We start from the raw sequence: 20670 nt of genomic DNA on the forward strand, positions 1-20670 counted from the left end.
ATGGAGATGTCGCCGTGCCCTCTGCGATGCTCGGCTCATGCGCGTGAGTTTCGACGGTGTCACCCCGGTGCCGCGGATGCTGCTGGTCAGCGAGTTCCTGCTCCGCCCCGACTTCCGGGTCGAACTGGACGGGTCGGTATTCGTCGCGGTCGGCGACCGAGTCTCGTACGAGGACGGCACCATTGCTGTGACGTGCCCGACCGGTCAGCGACGCAGGCATCCGGCCCGAAACAGCTACTGGATCTGCCGCTGATCGCAGCGATCGTCAACTGGCCCTCGCACCGTTGGCCGGTCTCCCCAAGGCCGTCATTGCCTATCGGAGCTCAGGCAGTGGTCCGGAGTTCTTTGGGTAGCAGCCCTCTTGAAGCCGGAAGAGGTACTTCCGGAGGTCCGCGCGGAGCCCTTCAGTGATGTAGGCGGCAAAGTCCCTCAGCCCCTCCGCGGCTTCCCTCTCGTCAGACCTGTCGCTGGATGACCATGTGGGCAGGAGGGACTCCAGGTACTCGGTGACCCGCCCACGGTCGAGCCACCAGTCCCGAACAGCCTCGGGTGTCCATCGGCTGTTGCCGTCGCAGGCATAGCCGCGGTACGGATCTTCCTGGGCTGCTGTCACCAGGTTCAGGACCTCGGCCGTGGTCGCCGGCTGGCGATACACATATTCACCGAAGTACTCGCCGCCGTAGAGTACATGACGTGGTGCGTGTAGCCGGCCCGTCCAACAGTTATCGGCGATCCCGGTATAGAAGGGGCCAGGAACGTTCAACCAGAGCCGGTCCTCCCAACGCCCACCGAAGGACGTCTCGGGCTCGCCTTCTGGAAGCGCCGCTATCGGTTCCCAGCACAACTCTTCATAGGTCATCCGCGAAGCTTAGGATCCGATGGGAAGGATCTCTAGACGTTTGCGCTGCTTCGTCCGGTGTCGCGTCGGATGTCGGGCATGCCGAGGTGGACCGCGGACGGTTGTGCTGCCCGGTCGCGCATGGCCTCCAGCTTCTGCGCGGCGGCAGCCATGATGCTCTCGATGGCGGTCACCTCGTCGAGCCCTGCTCCCCGGCCTCTTGGGGCCGGTCACCCCGTGGCCGGGCTGCGGGGGTGGGCGCGGTGGGTGCGCCAGGCGGTGAGGGCTTCGGTGTGGGGGGCGGCCGGGTGGGAGGTGTGCCAGGCGCGGAGGAAGCGGTTGAGTTCGAACTGTGGGCCGATGTCCTGGGGTTGGGCGGCGGCCTGGCGGGTGGTGTGCCAGTGGGTGGTGGCGTCGGCCAGGGTGCGCCCGGCGGATTCGGCGATGAAGGTGCGCATGGGGGCGTCGAAGTGGAAGGCCGGGCCGATCTCGCGGCGGAAGTACTCGCGCAGGACCTGGCTGCACCGCTGGCCCTCGGGGATGACGGTGGATCCGTCCACCGGTGCGGCGAGTTGGCGGCCGGCTTTGCGTGCGCGGGGTGGGGCGGCGGGTGGGGCGGCGCCGTCGAGTGCGGCCCGTAGCCGCTCCGTCAGTGCTGCCTTTCCGCCGCCGCGTGGCACGCCGAGTTCCCGGGCGAGCGTGGTCAGTTCGGTCAGTGTCCAGTACCAGCGGGCCAGTTCGTTCCCGCTCAGTGCCGCGCTCGGCTCCGGTCGGATCTCAGTGCCCGTATGCGAACTCATGCCTCCATGATAGGAGGGTGGTGTACGTCCGGTGGTTCATGGAGGAACCTGTGGCGCGGTGTGGAAAACCCCGAATCCGCCCTCGCCGCTTCGGATCTGCAGATGGTGATGTGCTGTGCGTGAGTTCGCACGAGTATAGGAGTGCGTGCCGGGGTATCCGCACCTGGTTTTTGACCGTTTGAAAGCCGTCGGGAATTCCTTCAATCCTGATGTCCGGCGAGTCCGGGTTCTACCGGGTCGATCTCGGGGCATGGGATGATGTCATCCATGACGTGCATTCGAAGGGGCCATGCCGCGTAGAACACCGGCTTCACTTCGGCCGCGCGTACGCGGCTGGGGGAGACCCTGGGTGCGGTATCGCGATGTCCCGGGTCTTTCGGGGGCGGCCAACGCCGCCGTCCGTGTGCTTGAGCGGGAGCGGTTGGCTCCGGGCATGGTGTCTGTGGCGCTGAGCGTCTGGTCCGTGCGTGTCCACGGCACCGATCGCCGGTGGAGGCGGTGGGAGGCCGAGTTCACCTGTCCGTGCTGTGGGTCGGGCTGGGCCCGGGACACGTTGCAGGAGGCTCTGTTCATGCTTCCGCCAAGGGCTGCCGGCGAACTCCGGGTTCAGCTGGATCGCCTGGACGCGGTGCTTCTCGGGCGGACGCATCATGAGCCGACGGCGGACGCCGGGTTGGCGTGGTGGCATCGCAGGTGCTGATGGGCCCGGGGCCTGGACCGTGGCGTTCGGGCAGGCTCTCACGGGACGTTCCTGCGAGGTCGGGCGGGGGCGGTTGCGGCCGGTCCGCCCGCAGGAGCCGGCCCTTGCCGCCGGCGAACCCGATGCCCTGGAAGGAGGCGCCGAACTCCGCCTGCTCGAAGCCGAGTTCCCGGTGCAGGTCGAGCGAGGCGCGGTTCCTGGCGGAGACGAAGCACCAGACCGTCGACTCCCTTTCCCAGGCCCATTCCATCCGGCGCCGGGTCAGCAGCCTCGCCAGGCCCCGGCGCCGCCAGGCGGCATCCACTGTGACGCCGGTCAGGTAGTGGCCGGCCGGGGCGCCGTCCGCCGGGTGCGCGGGCAGGTAGGCCGCACTCGCGTACCCGACGGCTTCGCTGGACACCTTCGCGGTGACGACCAGGCTGCGCTCACCGCGAAGTGCCCGGTGGATGCGGTCCGCCCATTCGTCCGCCGAGCCGCCGCGCGCCCGGGCCTGCAACTCGGCCAGCGCGGGTACGTCGTCCTCGGTGGCCTCCGCCACCACCGCGATCACGGGTGCGTGCCGTTCGGCCGGGTCGGGGGCGTAGGCGGCGAACCGCGGATCCGTCCCTGCCATGTCGTCCCTCCCGCCGGACCGGTGCTGTCCTGACCCGCCACGCTATGGCGGCCGACGCGGCCCCCGCTACCCGACCGACGGCTCGGGCGATGACTCGGGCGAAGGTCAGGTCGACGGGGTCGGGCCCGGCCTGAACGCTTCGGCGTGGTCGGCGACCCACCGGGCGAACGGTCTCGGCGGTACTCCGAGGATGTCGGACACCGCGGAGGTGAGGTACGCGGGCCTTCCGATCGTCGCGCCCCAGGCGTTGAGCAGCATGTCGACGGCCGGGCGCGGTGCCTTTCCGTCCATCGCGCCGCGGAACTCGTCCGGCGACAGCTCCTCGAACCTGGTCGGGCGTCCGAGGACGTTCCCGATGATCTCCACCTGCGCCGCCTGGCTCAGGGACTCGGGGCCGGTGAGGACGTAGTCGCCGCCGGCGTGTCCGTCCTCGTAGAGGGTCCGGGCCGCGACGGCCGCGATGTCACGGTCGTCGACGGGGGCGGTCTCGGCGGCGCCGTACGGCCAGCGGACCACGGAGCCGGCGCGGATGGCCGGTGCCCACCAGGCCAGGGAGTTCGACGCGAACATCCCCGGTCGGATGATCGTCGATTCGAGGCCGGTGGCCGCGATGAGCCGCTCGATCTCGGCGTGGAGCACCGCCATGGGGTTCGGCTGCCGGAAGAAGGGGTGGGGTGTCTGGTGCGGTGAGGAGAGGAGGACGACGCGCTGCGCGTGGGCGGCCAGGCGCTCGACGACTGCCGCGGCGGTCGGCGGCGGTGCGGTCCAGAGGAGGAAGACGGCGCCGACGCCCCGCAGCGCCCCGTCGAGGGAGGCGGGCACGGTGAGATCGCCGGTGACGACGTCGACGCCGGGCGGCAGCGTGGCCGCCGCTTCGGGACGACGGGTGAGGGCGCGGACCGGCACGCCCGCGGTGAGGAGTTCGTCGACGACTCCGCGCCCGATCCGGCCGGTGGCCCCGGTGACGAGCACCGGCGGCATGGGGGTTCGCGCGGTGTCTCGTGCGGTGTTTCGTGCGGCGTTTTGTGTGCTGTTCGGCTTGGTCACTCCTCCAGGAAATCGTTACTCGGTTAAAAATGCAACCTGGTCACTAATGTTATGCTGTTCAGGTGATCGAGCCGACGGGGCTGCGCGCCCGCAAGAAGGCGCGGACCCGTGACGCCATCGCCGAAGCGGCGGTCTCACTGTTCCTGGCGCACGGATTCGACCAGGTCTCGGTCAGCGACATCGCCGCCGCGGCCGAGGTCTCCAAGCCGACCCTCTTCCGGTACTTCCCCACCAAGGAGGACCTGGTCCTTCAGCGGTTCGCGGACCATCAGGGCGAGGCCGCGCGCGTCGTGCGCGACCGCCCGTCCGACGTCTCGCCGATGGCGGCACTGCACGCGCACTTCCTGGACGGCCTCGATCGGTTCGAACCCGTCACCGGCCTCAACGACCATCCCGCGGTGGTGGATTTCCACCGTCTGGTGTTCACCACGCCGAGCCTGGCGGGACGGCTCCTGCAGTACATGCTCGCGGACGAGCAGGCGCTGGCCGAGGCCCTGGACCCGGGCCCGGACGTCCAGGCGCGGCTGAGGGCGGCCCAGGTGATCGCGGTCCAACGGGTGCTCGCCCGCGCCAACTGGCAGAAGATCGCCGACGGGCGGAGCGCCCGCGACGTGCGGCCCGAGGCCGTCGCCGAGGCCGACCAGGCCTTCGCCTGCCTGCGGTAGCGGCCCGGATGCGGCCTTCGTACAAGTTCCCTCGGTGCCCGGCGACGCTGGCGGAGAGCCTCTCGGCGATCCAGAATGATCGGATGATCAGGCTTGAGACTTCCCGTTTGATCCTGCGTCGCTGGCGCGAGGAGGACGTCGCGCCCATGGCCGCCGTCAACGCCGACCCCGAGGTCATGCGGTGGATCCGTGACGGCAGCGTCCGTGACGAGCAGCAGACCCGCGACGGGATCCGGGCGTGGGAGGGGGAGTGGGAGGCGCGGGGCTTCGGCCTGTTCGCCGTGGAGATCCGCTCCACCGGCGAACTGGCCGGGTTCACCGGCCTTTCGGTGCCTTCCTACCTGCCGGAGGTGCTGCCGGCGGTCGAGGTCGGCTGGCGGCTGGGACGTGCCCACTGGGGGCGGGGCCTGGCCACCGAAGCGGCCGCGGCCGCCGTACGGTTCGGCTTCGAGGAGCGGGGGCTGGAGCGGATCGTCAGCATCGCCCAGGTGGGCAACGACGCCTCCGAGCGGATCATGACCAAGCTGGGGATGCGGCTGGAGCGCGAGACCGTCAATCCCACCGGCGGCCGGCGGGTACGGGTCTTCGCGTTGTCGGCGGACCAGTACGTCCCAACTGCCCGTTGACGGCGGGCCCGCACGGCTGCTTTCCGCACGGCTGCTTTCCGGGTGAACGTCCACGGCGGCCGCGCGTGCCGAGGGCGTGGCGCGGGGAGCGGGCGGGCGACGATGCGGGCGTCGTGCGCCGCTCCGGCGGCGCGACCGTACGCAGGGAGAGGTGCCCATGTCCATCGAAGAGAACAAGAGGCTGGTCCGCCGGTTCTACCAGGAGGTGGACGCCGGCAACCTGGATGCCATGGACGACCTCGTCGCCGAGGACTACCAGGACCACTCGCCGCCGCCGTTCCCGGGGCTCGCCGCCGGCCGGGAGGGCTTGAAGCAGGCGTTCCGGCTGTTCTGGGAGGCCACACCCGGAGTCCACGAGATCGAGGACCAGATCGCGGAGGGCGACAAGGTCGTGACCCGGCTGACGGGCCGTGGGATGTGCGTGGGGGACCTCCCGGGCATCCCGGCGACCGGCCGGCCGATCACGATGACGGCGACGGTGATCCACCGCATCGAGAACGGGAAGCTCGCCGAGAAGTGGTCGGACAAGGACGTCCTCGGCTTCCTCCAGCAACTGGACGTGATCCCGCCGCTCGGCGGGCCCCCGGAATAACTCGGGGGGCTCTCGGAGCAGTTCAGGCGGTGCTCCTGGCGACGAAGTCGGCGGCGGCGTCCACCATCTGTCGGCGGCTCGCGCAGACGCGCACACACGAGGGTGGCCTTCGCGGACGGGACGCCGCCCGCGAAGACCACCCTCGGCAGTTCGCGCCGTGCTGGTGATGACCCGACACTTCGCCCGGTCGGTACGACGGGCTCAGCGGAAGTCGTCGGCGTGGTCGACGGCCCACTGGGCGTAGGCATGCGCCGGGGCGCCGGTGATCTTCTCGGCGATGACGGAGGTCACGGCCGCGACGCCGTCGGCGGCGGCCCATTGGCCGACGATCGCCTCGGCCACGACCGGGTGCATGGTCCTGGCGACGTCCGCGCGGGCCTGCTCGTGGGAGACGTGTTCGACCCGGATGGGACGGCCGATGGCCTCGCCGATGTGCTCGACCTGGCGTCGCAGGGTCAGGGACTCGGCCCCGTGGACGGTGTAGGCCTGGTGCGAGTGGCCCGGTTCGGTAAGGGCGGTCACCGCCAGCGCCGCGATGTCCTTCTCGTGCACCGGCGCCGACTGCGCGAGCGGGTAGGGGAGGCGGACGACGTTGCCGGTGCGGATCGATTCGGCCCACCAGGTGTGGGTGTTGGTCGCGAACGTCCCCGGCCGGAGGAACGTCCAGGCCAGGCCGGACCGTTGGACGGCCTGCTCGATCGTGCGGTTCAGGCGGGCGACCGGGTGGTCGGCGGCGGGGTCGAGGACGACCGCCACCGACGAGAGCAGGACCACCTGCCGGATCCCGGCCGCCGCGGCCGCCGCGGTGACCTTCTCGATGTCGTAGGGCTTCTGGGGGTCGAGCATTCCGTACAGGAACAGCTTGTCGGCACCGTCGAGCGCCGCCGGCAGCGTCTCGGGACGGTCCAGGTCGGCGACGACCGCTTCGTAGCCGGGCGCCGCGTGCGCGACCGGGGTCCTGCTGACTGCTCGGACCTGCTCGCCAGCGGCCAGCAGGCCGTCGGCCACGTGACGACCGACGTTGCCGCGGGCGCCGAAGACGACTGCCACCATGATGGAACCTCCTGCTTGGTGTGGACCTTGTTGTGGACGTGAAGTGCCGTATGGGAGGGGTGAGTTGCGAGCTGCTCCGTTGCGGGGACGCCCCCGGTCGCCCGTAGCCGGTCGCCGGTCAGGGCCGGATGTTCTCCAGGTCCTCCAGCAGACCGGGGTGCCGCGGCTCCCAGCCGAGCGCCTGGCGGGTGCGGGTGCTGGACGCGGGCTGGTCGGCCCGGAAGATCGGGCCCAGCGGGCCGTAGGTCTCCTCCGGCACCGACTGGACCGGCAGGCCCAGCCGTCGGCCGATGACGGCCGCGATGTCCCGCACCTCGTCCCCCTCGTCGGCCACGGCGTGCCAGGCGGTACCGGGCTCCGCCCGCTCCAGGGCGATCCGGAAGAGGACGGCCGCGTCGAGCGCGTGGACGGCGGGCCAGCGTTGGGTGCCGTCACCGGGGTAGCCGGAGACGCCGCTGCGGCGTGCGATGTCGGTCAGCAGCCCGGCGAACCCGCCCGTGCCCTGGTTGTGGACGGTGCGCGGCAGACGGACGGAGGTGCTCCGGACTCCGCGCGAGGCCAGGCCCAGGATCGCCGTGACCGTGCGACCGCGGCCGCCGACCGGCCCGTCGGTCGGTACCGGGTCGGCCTCGGTGGAGGCGCGGCCCGGCACGTGGGGCGTACCCGAGACGGTGACCAGGGGGCGGTCGCTGCCGAGGAGTTCCTCGCCGAGGGTGGTGAGGGCGGCGGTCTCCTCGGCGACGTTCCGGGCGAGGGCCTCGGGGCTGCTGAAGTCGTTGCCGAAGGCCAGGTGGATCACCCCGTCGGCCCGGGCGGCGCCGGAGCGCAGCACGTCCAGGTCGGCGAGGCCTCCCCGCAGCGGCTCGGCGCCGGCCACCTCGGCGGCCCGGGCGGAGGCGTCGGAGCGGGCGAGCGCGAGGACGGTGTGGCCGTTGCCGAGGAGTTCGGCGACGACGGCGGAGCCGATCAGACCGGTGCCGCCGGTGACGAAGACGCGCATGGGAATCCTCCCGGAAGTGATGGGACTCTTGTCCCATCACCGTAGCAGGATGATGGGACAAGAGTCCCATCACATATGCTGAACCCATGAGTCGATGGGAACCAGGTGCGCGTGAACGCCTCGTCGTGGCCGCGGTCGACCTGTTCACGGAGCAGGGATACGACGCCACGACGGTCGCGCAGATCGCCGAGCGCGCCGGGGTCACCAAGAGCACCTTCTTCCGGCACTTCCCCGACAAGCGCGAGCTGCTGGTCGCCGGGCAGGAGACACTGAGCCGACTGCTGACCGAGGGCATCGCCGAAGCGCCCGGAGACGCCAGCCCGCTGGAGGCCGTCGCCGCCGGTCTCGAGCGCGCCTCGACCGCGATGGGCCCCGCCACCCGCGAACTCGCCCCCCGCCTGAAGGCGGCCATCGCGGCCAGCGCCGAGCTTCAGGAGCGTGACACCCTCAAGACCGTCAGCCTCGCGGCCGCGATGACCGCCGCGCTGGTCGCCCGCGGCGTACCCGATCCGATCGCGGCCCTCGCGGGCGAGCTGGGCGTCCTCGCCTTCAAGCGGGGGTACGCCGAATGGGCCGAGGGCGACGGTGGCGCCGGGCAGGAGCTAGCCGGGTACGTCCTGACGGCCCTGGACGAACTGCGTGCGGCGAGCGCATCGCTGGGCTGACCGGAAGGGCGTCGTCCAGCGCCTCACACCACGGGGTTGATCAATGATCCGATGCCGCCTCAGGCCGCGATGTCCTGGCCGATCGCCCGCAGGACGTCGGCGAGCCACACCAGGTGGTACCCCACCGCGCGATCCGGCTCGGCGAGGAGGTCGGTCAGGTGCTGCCAGGACTCGGAGAGCTGACCGATCGTGAGCTCGTCCGGGGCTTGGTAGACGTCGTAGAGGCCGTCCGGGGGGACGGACCAGAAGTAGTCCTTGTCCAGGGCGACGGTGTCGCCGGGTGTGGCGGCCTCGATGTGGCGCAGTACCAGGTCGAACGATCGGCGCAGGTCGGCAAGGGGGATGGACAGGGGTTCATCGGCCATGGAGATCAGTATCGGGCCTGTGCGACGGCGCTCGCTCCGGCTTTTCCGGCCGCCCGGCTCGGATCACCATGCGGCTGCGCGAGAAGTCGGTGGAGCCGACTTCCTGTGCGCGGGGGTGGTTGGGAGCTTGGGCTGAGCACGTCGGCCGCCCGCACGGTGTGCTCGGCGCCGTGAAAGGCTGGGGCATGTCCTATCACCTGCGGTTCTTCTTCGAGTACGGCGTCGACACCCCGTTGTGGCCGGGCCCTCAGAGCGCTCCCGACCTCGACAGCCCCTACGAATACCCCTGCGTCCTGGAGAAGCTGCCCATCACCCCGGCCACCCGGGACGAACTCACCAGACTCGCCGACCTGTACCAGTCCTCCCTCGACTGGGACCACCCGGCCGGCCCCTCGCCCTGGACCCGGGACCAGCAGGAATCGTTCCGAAGCGAGGCCGACGTGGCGCTGGAGGCGCTGCGCCGCGAGCTGGGCGACGACTGGACGGTCGAGGACCGCAGGCACTGAACCCGCGCTCGCGGGCCGGGCCGTAGTCGGTGGCGAACTGCGCCGGACCGGCGGGTATCTCGGTGGCTACAGCTCGTCCGCGCTGCCAGAGTGCCCTGGTGCTGAAGGAATCCGATGTACTCGAAGTGCTGGACCTGCTCAAGAGCGCAGGGGCCGCTGGCTGGGTGGACGGCGGCTGGGGTGTGGACGCCCTGATCGGGGAGACGACCCGAACCCATGCGGACCTCGACCTGGTCGTCCTGTTGGACCAGCTCGACGTGGTGCGAGACGCGCTGGCCGAGGCCGGGTTCACGGAGGTCCTGCGGGACTGGCTGCCCGCCGCGCTTGCCGTCGCGGACGGTGCCGGCCGGGAGATCGACCTGCACCCCGTCCTCGGCTCCTCCCGCGAGGGCGGGGTGCAGCTTCTCCCAGGCGGTGAACGGTTCCACTACCCGCCGCCGGTGACCGGGACCATCGGCGGGCGCCGGGTCCCGTGTGTCGACGCGGCGACGCAGGTGCGGTGTCACCTCGGCTATGAAGCCACGGACAAGGACCGACAGGACATGGCACGGCTGCACGCCGGCACAGGAGTCGAGCTTCCCCTGGACTACATGCCTGCGCCCTGAAAGGGTCGGAACAACGACCCCGAGGTGCTGCCCCTGTTTCTACCTGCACGGCCTGTCGTCCGGGGACTTCGTGCCCGCCCTGGAGCAGCTCCTCGGCGGCACCGCCGGCCTGTCGCCGGCCACCATGACCTGGCTGACCAAGCAGTGGAGCGACGACCACGCCGACCTCCGGACCTGGGACCTGGCCGACCGGGACTACGTCTCCGTGTGGGCCGACGGCGTACACCCGGTGCCGCTGGTCCGTGCCGGCGCGCACTTCGAGAACGGCGTCCTGGTCGAGCGGCCCGAGGTGGCAGCATGAACGACATGTTCGAGGCACTTGAAGCGCTGACCGATCGCGATCCGGGCCGTCGGGCCGTCGCCGCCGACGTCCTCGGGGACCTCCTGTCGTGGCGCCGCACTCGACGCGGACTCCGCCCGCCTGGTCGTCGAACATCTGGTCAGCGTGGCCGTCAACGAACTGGTGACCAAGGTGCGCGAGTCCGCCCTGAACTCGATCAGCGAGGCGTTCGACCACTACCGCGTGCCTCCGGCTCTCGTCGAACCGCTGGCGGCAGCCATGCCGACGATGGAACGCCAACTCCTCGTCCACACGCTCTACATCCTCGGCGCCACCCACGCCCTGCAGGCCCGGCCGCTGATCGAACCCTATCTCCCTCACCCCGACCCAGAGGTGCGCGAGGAGGCTCGGCTCGCAGCAGCCGAGATCACCGCTGTCGAGTCGGAGGGCCTCACCCGCAACTCCTGACTGTTGCTCCCGTGGAGGGGAGCCGGGCCTAGTCAGCTCGCAGGGCTTCTACGCCAACAGGCTGTTCAGGAGTCCCTATTGGCGCAGCCGGTCGCCGGTGTGGTCGCCGCCTGGCGCGCGACTTCGGGTGCCGCACCAGCAGTGCCGAGGAGGATGGTCCACCGGGCGATGACGGTGCTCATGACCCGGTGGGTGGCTCCGGCGGACCTGGGCCGGTGGTTGAAGGGCGAGGGCTGGAGTTGAGCGGCTGAGTCGGGGCTGCGCAGGAAGTCGGCGGGTCCGACTTCCTGCGCGGGGTGGGTGGTTGGGGGTCTGGCCGTAGCGGCAGGGGGCCGGCCGTGTCCGCGGACTCAATGCGGTAGGTGCTTCGACCAGTCTCCTCCGGGGCGGTAGGCGCGGCCGTCGCCGAGCTGCCTCGTCCCGCCGGGGACGACGTCGTCGTGGTACGGGTACTTTTCCGTCACCGCCGCGAGCAGGAACTCCAGGAAGCCGCCCTCGAACAGGTCCCACTCCCGCATCGAGTGGAACTTGGCGGCGACCGGCCAGCGGTCCGGGTCCGGGCCCCGCGTCAGCCAGAAGAAGTGGTCCGAGTTGGAGTTGTTGGCCCACTTCAGCAGCCCTCCCTCGGCCGGGAACAGCGGGTACGGGCACTCGTCGTGGTCCCCGTCCCGGTAGGCCTCGGCCAGCCAGGCGCAGTATCCGTAGGGATCGGTCGTGTCGTACAGGAATCCCTCGAAACCGAGCGGCTGACTGACCTGGGAACTGGGCGCCGCCGATGGTGTGTAGATGTGCAGTTCGTCGCTGATGCTGACCATCCCGTAGCGGTCGACGAACGCCCGGTAGTCCGCGGGCAGCTGGAAGCCGAGCACCTCGGGCCCGAGCTCCCAAGGGACCGGGACCACTCCGCCCGCGGGCGGCGGCCCGATGACCGCGCCGAGCCGGTCCAGTGTCTCCTCGATGTCCACGCCCACTCCCGTCAGCCGTTCGTTCCCGCCGGAGGCTATCCGCTTCCGGTGACACCGGAGGCGGGCGGCCCCACTTCCCTGCCCGGCCGACCAGCGGGCCGTCAAGGCGGGCCGCCGGTCCGTGGGGTTCGTCTCGGGGGCGAGGTCCTGGAGTGGCCGACCGGGCGGTCCGGCGCGGACCGGCGCGAACCGGCGCGGTCCGGCGCGAACCAGCGCGGGCGTCGGGGCCGGGCGCCGGACGGTTACGGTTCGGGGCCCGAACCGGCGCACGTCCTCGCTATGCTCTGTACTCGACCTGACGTTCCGTCACCATCCAACTGCGTAAGGGTTTCGCATGGACTCGAGTTCCGCACCGAACAAGCTCGTCGGCGGACGGTTCAGGCTGGTGAGAGCTCTGGCGGCCGGGGGCATGGGCCAGGTCTGGGAGGCCAGGGACGAACTGCTGGACATCGAGGTCGCGGTGAAGGAGGTCCGTTGGGAGGAGGAGGACCTCTCCGAGGACGAGCACGAGCAGGCCATCGCCCGGGCCATGGCGGAAGCCCGCCACGCGGCCGCGCTCCGCGACCACCCCAACATCGTCACGGTGCACGACGTGGTGGTGGAGGACGGCGGCCCGTGGATGGTGATGCGGCTGGTCCGCGGCCGTTCGCTGGCGCAGGTGCTCCGGGCCGACGGGCCGTTGGGGCCGGAGCGGGCCGCCGAGGTGGCCGTCGGGGTGCTACGGGCGCTGGCCGCTGCGCACCGGGTGGGCATCCTCCACCGCGACGTGAAGCCGTCGAACATCATGCTGGCCGACGACGGTGGGGTGCTGCTGGCCGACTTCGGCATCGCCAAGAACCACGCGGGCACCGTGCTGACCACCACCGGGTCCCTGGTCGGGACGCTGGACTACATCGCCCCGGAGCGGCTGGCCCACGAGCCGGACACCCCGGCCGTCGACCTGTTCAGCCTCGGCGCGACGCTGTACGAGGCCGTCGAGGGGGTGTCGCCGTTCCGGCGGGAGACGACCGCGATGACGATCGCCGCCGTCGCGCTCGCCCTCGTCCCGCCACCCCAACGGGCGGGCAGGCTGGCGCCGTTGATCACCGCGCTGCTCTCCCGGGACCCGGCCGGTCGGCCCGACGCGGCGGCGGGGCTGGCCATGCTCGACGGCCCCGGACCGGCGGTCGGGGGCGCCGGTCCGCAGCACGACCCCGTAGCGGCGGAACCGACCGGCGGACCGGCGGTCGCTGCCACGCCCACCGAGCCCGACCTCCCGGTCTCCCCTCCGGTCACCCCTCCCGCGTCGGCGACGCCGACGCCGACACCGACGGCAGCACCGACGCCGACGGCGACAGCCACACCGACCGTGCCCCGCCCCGGACGGCTGCGGGAGCCCCGGACCCGGATCGCGCTGGCCACCGCGGTCGCCGTCGTCTGCGCGTCGGTCCTGTCCTGGGCCCTGCTCCGGAGCGATGACGACGCCGGCCGCGGCGCCGGCGCCGCGGCTTCCTCGCCCGCCCGGGACACCGGGGCCCCCTCGGCCTCTTCCGCCCCCTTGCCCTCCGCGACACCCTCGGCCTCCTCACTCGCCCAGGACGCCGCCATGACGGCCACGGCGACGCCCGGGAACGCGGCCGGTCCGGCGGTGGCCGACGACCAGCACCTCCGTGTCTTCACGGCGTACAAGGACCAGCAGCTCCTGGAGAGCTACGTGGACCTCGGCAACGAGGCGGCGAAGCTCCGGCAGAGCCCGAACCCGGGCCAGGTCAGGGTGGTGGACTACGCACTCAGGTCCGAAGACTCCAACATCCCCCAGGTGCTGGCCGGCACCCGCCCGGTGGCGGTGCTCGACAAGGGCATCGTCCGGGTGTTTGTCGTGAACTCCGTGAACAAGCACCTGGTGGAGGCCCGGTTGGAACCCAACAAGGACTGGCAGGCCACCGACCTCGGTGATCAGGAGGTCCGGAGCACTCCGACCGCGGCGGTACTGGACGGGAAGGTCAACGTGTTCACCGTCGGCGTGGACAACCACCTGCGGCGGTCCTACCTGGACGACTCGGGCTGGGGCAGGCAGGACCTGCACGACGACCTCGGGCTCCTGGGCGCGGGGCAGCTGCCCGCCGCGCCGGTCGCCGCCGGCACCGCGCCGGTGGCGGTGGTGGAGGGGGATTTGGTCAGGGTGTACACGATCACGAAGGACCAGCAGCTCCAGGAGTCGTCGCTGAGGATCGGCGAGAAGTGGAACATCTTCACCATGACCGGCGTGCCGTCGTCCGCCATGACGCCGAGCGCGGTGGTGCACGACGGGGTGACGAGCGTCTTCACCGTCAACAGCGGCGACGGCCATCTCTCGGAGGCCCGGCTGACGCCTCCGGGGACGTCGGCGGGCGGCACGCAGGATGCAGGGTGGCGACTCCACGACCTGACCAAGGACTTCCGGGTGCCGGTGCCACGCTCCGCCCCGGCGGCCCTGGTGCACGGCGGGACCACCAGCCTCTTTCTGGTCGACAGGAACGGCCTGCTGACCGAGACGAAGGCGGCGGGCGGCGGGTGGGCGCCACAGGACTCCCTGGCGAACGCCGGTGTTCAGCAGGTGGCCGACGGCTTCGAGCCGGCGGTGGTGGACCACGGCGGCGTCACCCGCGTCTACACGGCCCGGCGGAGCGACGGGAAGCTCCAGGAGACCGCGTTGCGGAACGGCACATGGAGCACCGAGGTCGTGGAGTGAGCGGGGCGGCCCGGACGGAGCCGGCCGTCCGGGCCGCCGGTCTTCCGCCACGTCCATGGACGCGGCGATCGCCCCCGCGACCAGCACGTGCTGTACGGGAGGGGTCGGCAGAGCGGGTCCCCGCACCAGGCGGCCGCGTGAGAAGTCGGCGGGTCCGACTTCCTGTGCGGGGCGGGTGGTTGGGAGCCCTCGCAGATCAGGAGGGATCGACGCCCGCGTACTCCAGCGGCGGCGCGATCGCCTGGGCGTCCGCGCCTTCGCCCACCCACAGGCTGATCAGGAACGCCGCCGTCGCCTCCAGGAGGCCTGCCCGGTCGAGCCCTCCTCCGTTGAGCGGTACGCAGCCGAGGTCGCGAACGAGGTGTCCGACGGTGTCGAGGGCCGGCGCGTCGTCGCCGCAGAGCGGCACCGCGAGGGGGCGTCCGTCGAAGACGGTCGGGGCCCTGCGCCACACGCTCTCGTGGCAGAGGTTGAACGCCTTGACCACGGACGCGCCGGGCGCCGCGGCCGCGATGCGCTCGGCGGCCGACGGCCCGCCATGGGTCTCCAGGACGAAACCCGGGGCGATCGGGTTGGTGCAGTCGACCAGCGTCCTTCCCCGCGCGGCGTCGGCCAGGCCGGAGACCACGCCGATCGCCGCCGCGTACGGCACGGCCAGCAGCACCGCGTCCAGGCCGTGTTCGACCGCGTCCCGCGGAGTCCCCGCCCGTCCGCCGATCTGGTCGGCGAGTTCGGCGGCGCGGCCGGCGTCCCGCCCGCCCACCAGCACGTCGTGCCCGACCCCCGCCCACCGGGTACCCAGCACCCGCGCCATTGCGCCGGTACCGATGATCCCGATCCTCATCATGACCAACCTCCTTGTGACGACCTGCCAGTCGGAACAGGGAGACAGTAGGAAAGTCCTGGGGCACCATCTGGTAAGTGATCCCTGACCACGGCTTCCTCGCCGACTGCCGAGCCCGGCTCGCCTTCGACCTGCTCGCCAACACCTGGAACGCCGTCCTGGTGTGGGCGCTGCGCGACGGACCCTCGCGGCCCGGCGAACTGCGCGAGCGGATCGGCGGGATCAGCCCCAAAGTCCTCACGGAGACGCTGCGCCGGCTCCAGTCCGACGGGTTGGTGGAACGCCGCGCGTACGCCGGGTCGCCGCCGCGCGTGGAGTACACCCTCACCGGGTTGGGGCGGACACTCCTGGAGCCGATCGAGGCGTTCGGCGCCTGGGCCTTCGAACACGGCGAGGACGTGATGGCGGCCCGGGACCGGGCGGAGGCAACCGGGCACGGTCGCGACTGACGCCGGTCACGACGTCACAACCGGAGCGCTGAGCGGCTCCGCCGAAGCCCGCTGCCGATCCGAACCTGCGGTACGAACCCGGCCGCCCCTGGTGAACGGGGTCTGGGGGCGCCTGTCTCGAAGTCGGGTGTGAGCTTGTGGCAAGATCGCGGGATGCTGCGACTCACCGATTTCATCATCGACTGCCCGGACACGATGAAGCTGGCGGCTTTCTACTCCGAGGTGACGGGCCGTCCGATCAAGGAAGGCAGCTCGGAGGAATGGGCCGGCATCCAGTTCGGCGAGATCGAGCTGGCATTCATCCGGGTGGACGACTACCGCGCTCCGCAGTGGCCCGACAGCGAGCACCCCAAGCAGTTCCACCTCGACTTCGAAGTGGACGAGATCGAGCCCGAGCAGCGCCGCGTCCTCGACCTCGGCGCGACGCTGAGGCAGGACTTCATCGGCCCCAACGGCTACGGCTGGCAGGTCTACACCGACCCGATCGGCCACCCCTTCTGCCTGTGCCGCAACAAGGGCGTCATCTGGACCGACCAGGGCCCGGTCTGGCCCGAGCGCGGCTGACACGGCTCTGGTGAAGTCGGCTGCTGATCCTTTGACATGACGACGATCCTGCGGCACCCCCGACCTGGGTTCATGTGGGATTGGTGGGCAGTGGACGCCCACGGTTTCCTCGTGCAGTTCAGTTGCGGGCCCGCACCTGAGCATCTACTGGTGCATGTAGACCGTGTCGACGCTGCGGCTGCATGGGCCGAGGAGAACCGTCCCGCATGGTTCAGCCGTGCGCCCTCATCGCTTCACGCCTTCAGCTGCGACGGCGAGCTTCCGGTCTACACCCGCAACAGCGTCCCGGACTCCCCGCTGCGACTGTCCGACGCCCCGGCAGCCGTCGCGGAGGTTGCGGCCCTGGTCGAACTGCACAGAGCAGTGGGAGACGCCTGGACGGTCTACCTCGACGAGGGATGGGTCTAGGCAGCCCGGCTGGAGTCACCTGGCCGACCGGATGACGATGGAGCAGGGCGGTGAAGACCCGCTCCCATCTGCCGTCGGCGGCCCACTTCCGCAGCGGTTGTGGGCGCCCTTCCACGAGCCGAAGCGCTCAGGCAGATCCATCCACGGCACCCCGGTGCGCTACTTGAAGGCGATCGCGCCGATCACCTGCGGGTGATCACGCCACTGCCCTCCCCGCCGAGGTGTCGGATCCGGCGGCAACGGCTCGATCCTTGCCCACTGGGTGTCAGTCAATGACGCACACATCAACCAGCGATCGGATGATCCGAAGGAACGGCCTAGGTTCGGGCGGCTCGGGCGCGGCAGTGGGCGAGGGCGTACTTGATGCGGGTCTCGGAGTGGTGGGTGGTGGTGAGGAGTTCGCCGGCCGTGACGAGGGTGGCCCAGTACAGGGCGGGGTCGCCGGTACGGGGCATGGGGCGGGCGGCGGTGAGGGAGAGGTAGGCGGTGGTGAGGTTGCCGGTGGTGAACCAGCGCTGGAGACCGTGCTGGTGGCCGGGGCGGATGCCGCCCATGGCGTCGACGGCGGTGATGAAGAGGTCGACGATGGCGAGTTCGGTGTCGGTGAGGGACTTGGGGATGTCGAAGACGCCGAGGGCTTCGAGGAGTTCGCCGGTGTCGGTTTCGGTGTCGGGGCGGGGGTCGGCGAGGAGGGCGTCGTAGCAGTCGTTGAGGCGGCGGGTGGTTTCGGCGTGGGGGATCGACAGGGCGAGGCAGACGGCGCGGGCGGAGGGCAACGGCTTGCGGGTGCGGCGGGCGAGGAGGGCGTAGGTGTCGGCGGGGGTCCGGCCGCGGGAGAGGGCGTGGCGGGCCAGGGTCGTGAGGTGCATGGGGGTTCGGGCTTTCAGGCGGTGGCGAGGGCGGAGACGGGGGCCGGGGCGATGAGCACCCAGACGAACTTGCCGATGTCGTCGGGCCGGGAGGTGCAGCCCCAGCGTTCGGCGAGTTCGTCGACGAGGAACAGGCCGCGCCCGTGCTCGTCGGAGGGGGTGGGGGTGTGGAGGGACGGTCGGCCGCTGCCGGCGTCGTGGACTTCCAGCCGGAGGCGGGAGTTGACGAGGGTGAAGCGGATCTCGATGTGGCGGTCGTCGGGGGCGTCGGAGTGCTGGACGGCGTTGGCGAAGAGCTCACCGAGGAGGAGCTCGGCGGTGTCGGCGTAGCGGTCGCCGGAGGGCAGGCCCGCGAGATAGGCCCGGAGCAAGTACCTCGCCAGGGGCGTGGATTCGATGCAGGAGTCGAGACGCGCGACGAAGGCACGGGGCCGGCGGGACATGAGCATGGGGGAGCACCTCATGGGGGCGGAGGGGGCGTGCGACGGGAGCGCACAGTTCACGCTGCGAATGCAGATGACTGCGTTCCGGTATCCATCATCGGCAGGTCAGGGATACGGTGACGACCAAAACGCTGTGTGAAGATCCGTGGCACTTGAAGGGGAAGTACATGGCACATCGGCGCCTGGGGGTCGGGCCGACCTCGAGCCCGGCGGAGATGTTCGGCGAAGCGCTCCGGTTTGCGCGTGAGCGAGCCGGCTACACGCAGGGGGAGCTGGGCAAGTTGCTGCACATCGACCGCACGGTGGTTACCCGGTTCGAGAGCGGCAGAAGGTCGATGGATCGGGAGGTCGTGGAGCGGCTCGACGATCTCCTGGCCATGGGAGGCATGCTCGTCCGTCTGTGGGAGCGGGTGGACTGGCAGGCGGACATCGAAAGCCCGGACTGGTACGAGATGTACACGGAGCTGGAAGCGGAAGCTCTGGCGATTCGGGTGCTTCAGTTCAACCGGATCAACGGCCTCTTGCAGTGCGAAGAGTACGTTCGCGCGATGATGGGAACCGGAAACGCGCGCAATAACCCGAAGCTGGCCGCTGAGCGGGTAGATTCGCGACTGAAGCGGCAGGGCCGCTTCTTGGTTGCTGACGGGCCGATGCTCATGGTGGTGCTCGATGAGAGCGCCATTCGTACGGTCATCGGTGGTCCGGGCGTGATGCGGCGCCAGATGGAACATCTGCTCGCGGTGACCGAGCGCTCGAACATCCTCATCGAGGTGGCTCCGTTCGGCCGACCTTTGGTGACGACGCCGTCTACATCCGTGGTGCTGTTGTCGATGCCGGACGGGAAGGAATGGGTGTACTCGGAGAGCCTGTACCGTGGGCGCTTCAGTGATGCCCCGTCAGTTGTGGGGGAGTCCAGGCAGGACTTTGACCTGGCGCGTACTGGTGTACTCCCGCCAGAAGACTCCCGCGCCCTGATCGCAGAAGCGATGGAGGAGTACCGTTTTGCAGAACGTCGATCTCAAGATGGCCACCTGGTGCAAGAGCAGCTACAGCGGGGGCGACGGGCGCGAGTGCATCGAGGTGGCCCCTGGCTTCCTGTCCGGCGTCGTCCCGGTGCGTGACTCCAAGGACTCTCATGGCCCGGCCCTCGTTTTCCAGGCTGCCGCTTGGGAAGCCTTCGTGGTGGCTGTCCGTTCGGGCGAGTTTCCGGCGTAGACCTCTTCAGGGAGCTGGCTGTGTTGATCTGGCGCAAGAGCAGCTACAGCGGGGACGACGGGGCCGAGTGCATCGAGGTGGCCCTTGGCTTCCTGTCCGGCGCCGTCCCGGTGCGTGACTCCAAGGACCCGCACGGCCCGGCGCTCGTCTTCGCGTCCGCTGCCTGGGGCTCCTTCATCGCCGCGATTCAGGAGGGTGAGTTCCCTGCATGAGTCTGGTCTGGCGCAAGAGCAGCTACAGCGGGGGCAACGGCGGCAACTGCATCGAGGTAGCCCCCGGATTCCCCGGCCTCGTCCCCGTGCGTGACTCCAAGGACCCCCTTGGCCCGGCGCTCGTCTTCCCGTCCGCCGCCTGGAAGTCGTTCATCGCCGTGATCCGGTCCGGGGACTTCCCTGCGTGAGCCCGCTGCGGCGCCTCCGGGGGCTGTCGGGGTCGGGGCCCTGCCCGTTGTCACACCGCTGGTGTCAACCACCAGATGACAAATGGGAGTTAGTGAAAGCTTCCAATGAGGTCGCGGAGGTTGCCATCCCGCGCCGCCTCACATCCGGGCTTTCAGTGCGTCGACCTCGCAGCCCGGCGCGAAGGGGTCGAAGCCGTGCTCGATCAGCCAGCGGACCGCCAGCAGGCTCCGCAGCGACCACCACGCGTGGATCACGTCTAGGTCGACGTCGACATCGGTGCCGTAGCCGGCGATGACGTCGGCGAGGTGCTCCTCGTGGCCGAGCGTGAAGGTGGCGAGGTCGTACAGGGCGTCGCCCTGCCCGGCCTCGGACCAGTCGATGATGCCCGTGACCTCGTCGCCGTCGACGAAGACGTGCGCGATCTGCAGGTCGCCGTGGGTGAACGCCGGGGTCCACGGCCGGAACGCGGCCTCGGCGACCCGGCGGTTGCGGGTGACCAGGTCGACGGGCAGGATGCCGTTCGTCACCAACACCCCGCACTCCTCGTCGAGTTCAGCCTCCAGCGCGGCGACGCTCCGGCCCGCCCGGCCGGGCCGGGGCGGCAGTGGCGCGTCGTGCAGCTTCCGGATGGCGGCGCCCGCCGCCGCCCACGCGGCCGGTGACCCGGTCGACGGCCCGCCGAGGCGCCCGAGCGTCGCCCCGGGGACCGCGGCGAGCGCGAGTACGGGCGGCTTGCGCCACAGCACCTCGGGCGTCGGGACCGGCGCGAGGGACATCGCCTCGACCTCGACGTCGATGCGCGTCTGATCGGCGTCCACCTTCAGGAACACGTCGCCGACGCGCAGGGTCGCGCGCTCGGAATGGGCGACGACGACTTCGACCTCATCCATGGGCGACCAGTATTCCGGGGATCACCGCCGCCGTCGCCGGATTTACCGCGTCGGCTCGGCCAACGTCCGCCCCGGTGCCCGAGTGTGAC

The 20670-nt window shown here is 70.7% G+C and carries 29 protein-coding genes and 1 pseudogene; 17 read left to right on the forward strand and 13 right to left on the reverse strand.

Annotated elements, in window-relative coordinates:
• Positions 1–37: 37 nt before the first annotated feature.
• Complete coding sequence (locus ACFVXH_RS15295; RefSeq protein ID WP_074006460.1) at positions 38–253, forward strand: hypothetical protein; 216 nt, start codon at positions 38–40, stop codon at positions 251–253.
• A 60-nt stretch (positions 254–313) separates the two neighbouring features.
• Here the strand turns inward: ACFVXH_RS15295 and ACFVXH_RS15300 are convergent, their stop codons facing one another.
• The 5 genes from ACFVXH_RS15300 to ACFVXH_RS15320 all read right to left on the reverse strand — a co-directional run bounded on the left by ACFVXH_RS15300 (position 314) and on the right by ACFVXH_RS15320 (position 3923).
• A complete protein-coding gene (locus ACFVXH_RS15300; protein WP_074006461.1) occupies positions 314–859 on the reverse strand; it encodes a hypothetical protein in 546 nt (181 codons plus the stop codon).
• Between the two features lie 32 nt (positions 860–891).
• A complete protein-coding gene (locus tag ACFVXH_RS15305; protein WP_158077807.1) occupies positions 892–1032 on the reverse strand; it encodes a hypothetical protein in 141 nt (46 codons plus the stop codon).
• 36 nt (positions 1033–1068) lie between these two features.
• Positions 1069–1638, reverse strand: coding sequence for a DUF6434 domain-containing protein (locus ACFVXH_RS15310; protein WP_387823631.1), 570 nt, complete (start codon positions 1636–1638; stop codon positions 1069–1071).
• A 569-nt stretch (positions 1639–2207) separates the two neighbouring features.
• Positions 2208–2951: a GNAT family N-acetyltransferase gene (locus ACFVXH_RS15315; protein WP_387823634.1), complete on the reverse strand. Its 744-nt coding sequence runs from the start codon at positions 2949–2951 to the stop codon at positions 2208–2210.
• Positions 2952–3056: 105 nt separating this feature from the next.
• Complete coding sequence (locus ACFVXH_RS15320; protein ID WP_387823637.1) at positions 3057–3923, reverse strand: NAD(P)H-binding protein; 867 nt, start codon at positions 3921–3923, stop codon at positions 3057–3059.
• 137 nt (positions 3924–4060) lie between these two features.
• Here ACFVXH_RS15320 and ACFVXH_RS15325 point away from each other — a divergent pair, with 137 nt between their 5' ends.
• The 3 genes from ACFVXH_RS15325 (at position 4061) to ACFVXH_RS15335 (ending at position 5881) form a co-directional block, all read left to right on the forward strand.
• A complete protein-coding gene (locus tag ACFVXH_RS15325; RefSeq protein WP_387823639.1) occupies positions 4061–4663 on the forward strand; it encodes a TetR/AcrR family transcriptional regulator in 603 nt (200 codons plus the stop codon).
• Positions 4664–4746: 83 nt separating this feature from the next.
• Entirely contained in the window at positions 4747–5289 is a 543-nt protein-coding gene (locus ACFVXH_RS15330; RefSeq protein ID WP_387823641.1) for a GNAT family N-acetyltransferase, read from the forward strand.
• A gap of 157 nt (positions 5290–5446) precedes the next feature.
• Positions 5447–5881: an ester cyclase gene (locus ACFVXH_RS15335; protein ID WP_117486781.1), complete on the forward strand. Its 435-nt coding sequence runs from the start codon at positions 5447–5449 to the stop codon at positions 5879–5881.
• 201 nt (positions 5882–6082) lie between these two features.
• On the opposite strand, the gene ACFVXH_RS15340 is transcribed toward ACFVXH_RS15335, so the two are convergent.
• Together ACFVXH_RS15340 and ACFVXH_RS15345 are read right to left on the reverse strand one after the other, a co-directional pair.
• Complete coding sequence (locus ACFVXH_RS15340) at positions 6083–6934, reverse strand: NAD(P)H-binding protein (protein WP_387823643.1); 852 nt, start codon at positions 6932–6934, stop codon at positions 6083–6085.
• A 118-nt stretch (positions 6935–7052) separates the two neighbouring features.
• Entirely contained in the window at positions 7053–7934 is an 882-nt protein-coding gene (locus ACFVXH_RS15345; RefSeq protein WP_387823646.1) for an SDR family oxidoreductase, read from the reverse strand.
• 86 nt (positions 7935–8020) lie between these two features.
• Between ACFVXH_RS15345 and ACFVXH_RS15350 the strand changes: the two genes are divergently transcribed.
• Complete coding sequence (locus ACFVXH_RS15350; protein WP_387823648.1) at positions 8021–8599, forward strand: TetR/AcrR family transcriptional regulator; 579 nt, start codon at positions 8021–8023, stop codon at positions 8597–8599.
• 59 nt (positions 8600–8658) lie between these two features.
• On the opposite strand, the gene ACFVXH_RS15355 is transcribed toward ACFVXH_RS15350, so the two are convergent.
• Positions 8659–8964, reverse strand: coding sequence for a hypothetical protein (locus ACFVXH_RS15355; RefSeq protein ID WP_387823651.1), 306 nt, complete (start codon positions 8962–8964; stop codon positions 8659–8661).
• A 185-nt stretch (positions 8965–9149) separates the two neighbouring features.
• Between ACFVXH_RS15355 and ACFVXH_RS15360 the strand changes: the two genes are divergently transcribed.
• The 4 genes and pseudogenes from ACFVXH_RS15360 to ACFVXH_RS15375 all read left to right on the forward strand — a co-directional run bounded on the left by ACFVXH_RS15360 (position 9150) and on the right by ACFVXH_RS15375 (position 10823).
• Positions 9150–9470: a hypothetical protein gene (locus ACFVXH_RS15360; RefSeq protein ID WP_387823654.1), complete on the forward strand. Its 321-nt coding sequence runs from the start codon at positions 9150–9152 to the stop codon at positions 9468–9470.
• A gap of 98 nt (positions 9471–9568) precedes the next feature.
• The gene (locus ACFVXH_RS15365) at positions 9569–10075 is read left to right on the forward strand and encodes a nucleotidyltransferase domain-containing protein (protein ID WP_387823656.1); all 507 of its coding nucleotides are present in this window, start codon (positions 9569–9571) and stop codon (positions 10073–10075) included.
• 31 nt (positions 10076–10106) lie between these two features.
• Positions 10107–10301 (forward strand): annotated as a pseudogene (locus ACFVXH_RS15370) (IS256 family transposase); the annotation flags it as partial.
• Positions 10302–10520: 219 nt separating this feature from the next.
• On the forward strand, positions 10521–10823 hold the full coding sequence (locus ACFVXH_RS15375) for a hypothetical protein (protein ID WP_387823659.1): 303 nt from the start codon (positions 10521–10523) through the stop codon (positions 10821–10823).
• A gap of 350 nt (positions 10824–11173) precedes the next feature.
• Here the strand turns inward: ACFVXH_RS15375 and ACFVXH_RS15380 are convergent, their stop codons facing one another.
• Complete coding sequence (locus tag ACFVXH_RS15380) at positions 11174–11788, reverse strand: hypothetical protein (protein ID WP_143204732.1); 615 nt, start codon at positions 11786–11788, stop codon at positions 11174–11176.
• A 334-nt stretch (positions 11789–12122) separates the two neighbouring features.
• On the opposite strand from ACFVXH_RS15380, the gene ACFVXH_RS15385 reads away from it, so the two are divergent.
• Positions 12123–14498 (forward strand): protein kinase, encoded by a 2376-nt coding sequence (locus ACFVXH_RS15385; RefSeq protein ID WP_387823662.1) that lies wholly within the window; start codon positions 12123–12125, stop codon positions 14496–14498.
• Positions 14499–14694: 196 nt separating this feature from the next.
• Here ACFVXH_RS15385 and ACFVXH_RS15390 read toward each other — a convergent pair whose 3' ends face one another.
• Positions 14695–15342: an NADPH-dependent F420 reductase gene (locus tag ACFVXH_RS15390; RefSeq protein ID WP_387824245.1), complete on the reverse strand. Its 648-nt coding sequence runs from the start codon at positions 15340–15342 to the stop codon at positions 14695–14697.
• 77 nt (positions 15343–15419) lie between these two features.
• On the opposite strand from ACFVXH_RS15390, the gene ACFVXH_RS15395 reads away from it, so the two are divergent.
• From ACFVXH_RS15395 to ACFVXH_RS15405, 3 genes are all read left to right on the forward strand, one after another.
• Positions 15420–15791, forward strand: a complete 372-nt coding sequence (locus tag ACFVXH_RS15395; protein WP_387823665.1) for a winged helix-turn-helix transcriptional regulator — start codon at positions 15420–15422, stop codon at positions 15789–15791.
• Between the two features lie 153 nt (positions 15792–15944).
• Positions 15945–16355 (forward strand): VOC family protein, encoded by a 411-nt coding sequence (locus ACFVXH_RS15400; protein ID WP_387823668.1) that lies wholly within the window; start codon positions 15945–15947, stop codon positions 16353–16355.
• A 150-nt stretch (positions 16356–16505) separates the two neighbouring features.
• Positions 16506–16763, forward strand: a complete 258-nt coding sequence (locus tag ACFVXH_RS15405) for a hypothetical protein (protein ID WP_387823671.1) — start codon at positions 16506–16508, stop codon at positions 16761–16763.
• A gap of 317 nt (positions 16764–17080) precedes the next feature.
• Here the strand turns inward: ACFVXH_RS15405 and ACFVXH_RS15410 are convergent, their stop codons facing one another.
• Together ACFVXH_RS15410 and ACFVXH_RS15415 are read right to left on the reverse strand one after the other, a co-directional pair.
• A complete protein-coding gene (locus tag ACFVXH_RS15410; RefSeq protein WP_387823674.1) occupies positions 17081–17632 on the reverse strand; it encodes a hypothetical protein in 552 nt (183 codons plus the stop codon).
• 14 nt (positions 17633–17646) lie between these two features.
• Entirely contained in the window at positions 17647–18081 is a 435-nt protein-coding gene (locus tag ACFVXH_RS15415) for an ATP-binding protein (RefSeq protein WP_387823677.1), read from the reverse strand.
• Between the two features lie 110 nt (positions 18082–18191).
• Between ACFVXH_RS15415 and ACFVXH_RS15420 the strand changes: the two genes are divergently transcribed.
• The 4 genes from ACFVXH_RS15420 to ACFVXH_RS15435 are packed head-to-tail and all read left to right on the forward strand — an operon-like array spanning position 18192 to position 19690.
• Positions 18192–19196, forward strand: coding sequence for a helix-turn-helix domain-containing protein (locus ACFVXH_RS15420; protein ID WP_387823680.1), 1005 nt, complete (start codon positions 18192–18194; stop codon positions 19194–19196).
• Entirely contained in the window at positions 19156–19290 is a 135-nt protein-coding gene (locus ACFVXH_RS15425; RefSeq protein WP_387823683.1) for a DUF397 domain-containing protein, read from the forward strand. Before ACFVXH_RS15420 ends, ACFVXH_RS15425 begins: the two co-directional genes overlap by 41 nt.
• A 14-nt stretch (positions 19291–19304) precedes the next feature.
• Complete coding sequence (locus ACFVXH_RS15430; RefSeq protein WP_387824247.1) at positions 19305–19502, forward strand: DUF397 domain-containing protein; 198 nt, start codon at positions 19305–19307, stop codon at positions 19500–19502.
• Positions 19499–19690, forward strand: coding sequence for a DUF397 domain-containing protein (locus ACFVXH_RS15435; protein WP_387823686.1), 192 nt, complete (start codon positions 19499–19501; stop codon positions 19688–19690). Before ACFVXH_RS15430 ends, ACFVXH_RS15435 begins: the two co-directional genes overlap by 4 nt.
• A gap of 138 nt (positions 19691–19828) precedes the next feature.
• On the opposite strand, the gene ACFVXH_RS15440 is transcribed toward ACFVXH_RS15435, so the two are convergent.
• Positions 19829–20581 (reverse strand): phosphotransferase family protein, encoded by a 753-nt coding sequence (locus ACFVXH_RS15440; protein WP_387823689.1) that lies wholly within the window; start codon positions 20579–20581, stop codon positions 19829–19831.
• Positions 20582–20670 lie beyond the last annotated feature (89 nt).

This window comes from Kitasatospora sp. NPDC058184, assembly GCF_042883725.1.
GTDB lineage: Bacteria > Actinomycetota > Actinomycetes > Streptomycetales > Streptomycetaceae > Kitasatospora.